The sequence below is a fragment of the Candidatus Planktophila sp. genome (genome assembly GCF_046070465.1).
Taxonomy (GTDB): Bacteria; Actinomycetota; Actinomycetes; order Nanopelagicales; family Nanopelagicaceae; genus Planktophila.
The window spans coordinates 1-4,423 of sequence record NZ_JBJTMK010000164.1 but is presented as its reverse complement, the minus strand read 5'-3'; the positions used below and the strand labels follow the sequence as shown (position 1 = coordinate 4,423).

Genomic DNA, 4,423 nt, shown 5'->3' with positions numbered 1-4,423 from the left:
TTGCGATTGGCATGATGTCTCCAATGGGTAGATCGAGGGTGTAAACCCATCGCGAAAAGGCACCATTGGCTCTTGCTGCGGTTTACGGCTAATCCAACCACCTACCCCCGCGTAAGCGAAAATCGCCACGAGCGCGAGGGTGAAAAATCAGTGCAGAATCTTGGAAATCGCCGAAATCAGGGCCGCCAGAAGGGCTGGATTACTGAGGAATTTAAGGAGATAGCTGAGAAAGGTGATGAGAGTCATGGGGTGATGATGACCCTGAAAAGCCTTATAAATCACAGCTTTCGTGGCTCTGTGGATGAATCTCGCCCTCGAAAAACCTATCTATTGAGCGTGAAAACTCCTAAACTTCACCGTTATGAGCGCTGAAACCCTAGACAACCTCTCCTCCGAAAATCGGACATTTGCCCCATCTCCCGAGTTTTCGGCACAGGCCAACGCCCAGCCCACCCTCTACGCCGAGGCCCACCACGATGGCCTCGCCTTCTGGGAGCGCCAGGCAGAGGCGCTGATTTGGGATCGCAAGTGGGATACCGCTCTCGAGTGGAATCCACCCTTTGCCAAGTGGTTTGTCGGCGGAAAGATCAACGCCTCAGTCAATGCCCTCGATCGCCACGTCGCCGAAGGCCATGGCGGACGGATTGCTTTTCATTTTGAAGGGGAACCTGGTGATACTCGCACGATTTCTTACGCGCAACTTTTAACTGATGTGTGTAAGGCTGCCAATGCTCTGACTGAAATGGGAATCGCTGCCGGCGATCGCGTTGCCATCTACATGCCGCTGATTCCTGAAGCAGCTGTTGCCATGCTCGCATGCGCACGTATTGGTGCTATTCACTCTGTTGTTTTCGGTGGATTCTCCGCCGATGCACTTCTTTCTCGCATTCAAGATGCAGATGCAAAATTAGTCATCACAGCAGATGGTGGTTTCCGTAAAGGCGCAGCATTTGCATTGAAGCCTGCCGTGGATGAAGCACTTAAGGGTGAGACAAATGTGAAGCAAGTCCTTGTCGTAAAGCGCACAGGACAAGAGACTGCATGGAATTCAGATCGCGATATCTGGTGGCACGACATTGTTGATCGTCAGCACTCAACACATACTCCAGAATTTTTCGATAGCGAACATCCGCTCTTTATCTTGTACACATCAGGTACCACTGCAAAGCCAAAGGGAATCTTCCACACAACAGGTGGATACCTCACACAAGTTGCATACACACATAAGGTTGTTTTCGATATCAAACCAAAAACTGATGTGTATTGGTGCACAGCGGATGTCGGCTGGATTACCGGCCACTCATACATGGTCTATGGACCGCTTATTAATGGCGCAACACAGGTAATGTACGAAGGAACGCCAGATACTCCACATAAGGGACGCGTCTTCGAACTGATTGAAAAGTACGGCGTCACAATTTTGTATACAGCTCCAACGCTGATTCGCACCTGGATGAAGTGGGGCGATGAATACCCAGAGCAATTCAATCTCTCCACCTTGCGTCTTCTTGGCTCAGTGGGTGAACCCATTAACCCCGAAGCGTGGATTTGGTATCGCCATGTAATTGGTGGTGGACGTTGTCCGATCGTCGATACCTGGTGGCAGACAGAGACCGGTGCCATCATGATTTCACCACTTCCAGGCGTTACCGCAACAAAACCAGGCTCAGCGATGCGCCCTATCCCTGGAATTAGCGCAAAGGTTGTCGATGACAACGGCGTTCCTGTGGGTGATGGACATGGTGGTTATTTAATTCTCGATCAACCATGGCCATCGATGTTGCGCGGTGTCTGGGGTGAGGAAGAACGCTTTAGAGAAACGTACTGGTCTCGTTTTGAGAATATTTACTTCGCAGGCGATGGTGCAAAACTCGATGATGACGGAGCAATCTGGTTGCTTGGTCGCGTCGATGATGTCATGAACGTTTCCGGTCACCGAATTTCAACTACAGAAGTTGAATCCGCTCTTGTCTCCCACGAAGCAGTTGCCGAAGCAGCAGTCGTAGGCGCAGCAGATGCAATGACAGGGCAAGGCATTGTGGCTTTTGTTATTTTGCGCGGCGGAGTCGAGCACCTTGAAGGCGAAGAGCTTGTTAAGGAACTTCGTAGCCACGTAGCAAAGGAAATCGGTGCAATTGCAAAGCCTCGCCAGATCATGGTCGTGAACGAACTCCCTAAGACACGAAGCGGAAAGATCATGCGTCGTTTGCTAAAGGACGTTGCAGAGAACCGTGCGGTCGGAGATGCAACAACATTGGCAGATCCCAATGTGATGAAGTTGATTTCAGAAGGCTTGAAGAGCGCCCACACTGAAGATTAATGAGGGCGAAGATTAAGAAGCGCGAGCAATCGCGCAACTTCATCAGCGATAGCAGTACGGCCTAGGCTCACGTACTTGCGTGGATCTACAAGCTTTGGATTTTCATCGAGGGCTGCACGGATTTCATGAGTGAAGACTCCATTGAGGTGCGTTGCAATATTGATCTTGCTCATTCCAGCGCGAACAGCCCTCTGAATATCGGCATCGCTGACTCCTGAAGATCCATGCAGAACCAGTGGCAACTTTGCAGTTGCAGCAATATCTGCAATCAAATCGAAATCGAGAGTGGCATCGCGAGTAGTCATCGCATGAGATGACCCCACTGCCACCGCCAATAAATCTGTACCAGTTGCTTGCGCAAAGGCCAGAGCTTCATCAGGACGGGTACGTACTCCAGGTGCGTGAACCCCGTCTTTTCCGCCTACTTCACCGATTTCTACCTCGAGCGTTGCTCCATAGCTCTGGCAGAGCTGGGCCACACGTACGCTGGCTGCAACATTCTCTTCATAGGGCAGCTTGGAGCCATCAAACATGATTGAGTCGTAACCAAGTTCGAGAGCTTCTCTCACGAGCTCTTCACTTTCCGCATGATCGAGGTGTACTGAAACTGGAACGCTTGAGCTTTCAGCGATTGCAAGGGTTGCTACAGAGATTGGCTTGAGTGCACCGTGATAGCTGACGCAGTTCTCGCTAATCTGCAGAATGACTGGAAGGTTGGATTTCTCTGCTCCAGAGACAAGCGCCTCTGCGTGTTCGAGAAGGATGACATTAAATGCACCTACTGCAGTACCTGCAGCTTGTGCTTGAAGAACTAACTTTCCGGAAGTTGTACGTGACATCAGAGTCTCCTTAAACAATCACAACATCGACGCCAAGAGCTTTAAATGCTTTGACGGTTTTCTTATCGAGGCCACTATCGGTGATGAGCACATCGATTTCATTGACAGGCCGAATCGATGCAAATGCTCGCTTTTCGAACTTTGAACTATCTGTAACAACAACAATTTTGCGAGCTCGTGCTGCAATCTGGCGATTGACACGAGCTTCATCCTCATGTCGAGCAGCAGCTCCGGTAACTTCGTCAATAGCTTCAACGCCCAAAAATGCGATATCGATATTGACTTCTTTTAATACCTCTTCTGCAAAGGGGCCAGTGAGTTCGTACGATTGAGGACGCGCCACCCCACCCGTGACGACAATTTTGATGTGGGGCCGCACCGTTAACTCCGCAGCAATATTGACGGCGTTGGTGACAACTGTCAGCGCCGGCTGCGGTTCGGTGGCATCTCCGGCAGAAAATTCAGGGCGGGCAACGATTGCTCGCGCTACTGCCGTTGTTGTGGTTCCACCGTTAATACCGATGACATCGTGGCGCGACACTAATTCGGCGGCAGCTTCAGCAATACGCTGTTTTACCTCATCGCCCTTTGCCATTTTGTAGTTGAGCGGAAGTGCGATCGATCCGCCCGTTGCAACTGCACCACCATGCGTGCGGGAAAGCAGTTGTTGTCGGGCTAAAGAGTCGAAATCTCGACGAATTGTGGCGGTAGAGACATCAAGAATCTCGGCAACTTCTTCCACTTCAACGCTGGAGCGTTCGACAACTATCTCAAGAATTCGGCTGAGGCGATCCTGTTTGTTCACTTCACGCTGCCCGCTGTGAGGCCACCGACGAGCCACTTCTCAATAAGTGCAAAGAGAATAACGACTGGAACGATTGCAATAAGTGAACCTGCGAAGAGGTAGTTCCACTGCACTTGGTACTGACCAATCAGAGCAGTCAAGCCAACTGTCAGTGGTTCATGCTCTGGAGAAGATGTCAATGTCAGCGCAATGACGAATTCATTCCAAGCAGCGATAAAGGTGAAAATGAAGGCTGTCACTAGACCTGGGAGAGCAAGTGGAAGCACGATCTTTGTCAGCGTTGTGAAGCGAGAGCAACCATCAATCCATGCTGCTTCTTCAACTTCTTTCGGGATGCTCGCAAAGAAACTGGAGAGAATCCAGATTGAGAAAGCCATGTTGAAAGCTGAGTAGACCAGAATCAGAGCTAAATAAGTATCGACTAGTTTGAAGGCAACGATTTCACGGAAAATTCCGACA

At 50.3% G+C, this 4,423-nt stretch carries 4 protein-coding genes; 1 reads left to right on the top strand and 3 read right to left on the bottom strand.

The window, feature by feature from the left end:
* Positions 1 to 361: 361 nt before the first annotated feature.
* Positions 362 to 2,320: an acetate--CoA ligase gene (acs, locus tag ACKOVI_RS06960; RefSeq protein ID WP_509603349.1), complete on the top strand. Its 1,959-nt coding sequence runs from the start codon at positions 362 to 364 to the stop codon at positions 2,318 to 2,320.
* Here the strand turns inward: acs and ACKOVI_RS06955 are convergent.
* The 3 genes from ACKOVI_RS06955 to ACKOVI_RS06945 all read right to left on the bottom strand — a co-directional run.
* The gene (locus ACKOVI_RS06955; RefSeq protein WP_509603348.1) at positions 2,317 to 3,159 is read right to left on the bottom strand and encodes a class II fructose-bisphosphate aldolase; all 843 of its coding nucleotides are present in this window, start codon (positions 3,157 to 3,159) and stop codon (positions 2,317 to 2,319) included. The genes acs and ACKOVI_RS06955 overlap by 4 nt on opposite strands.
* 10 nt (positions 3,160 to 3,169) lie before the next feature.
* A complete protein-coding gene (locus tag ACKOVI_RS06950) occupies positions 3,170 to 3,964 on the bottom strand; it encodes a DeoR/GlpR family DNA-binding transcription regulator (RefSeq protein WP_509603347.1) in 795 nt (264 codons plus the stop codon).
* Positions 3,961 to 4,423: carbohydrate ABC transporter permease (locus tag ACKOVI_RS06945; protein ID WP_509603346.1), on the bottom strand; the 463-nt coding region annotated here is incomplete at its 5' end. The genes ACKOVI_RS06950 and ACKOVI_RS06945, both read right to left, overlap by 4 nt.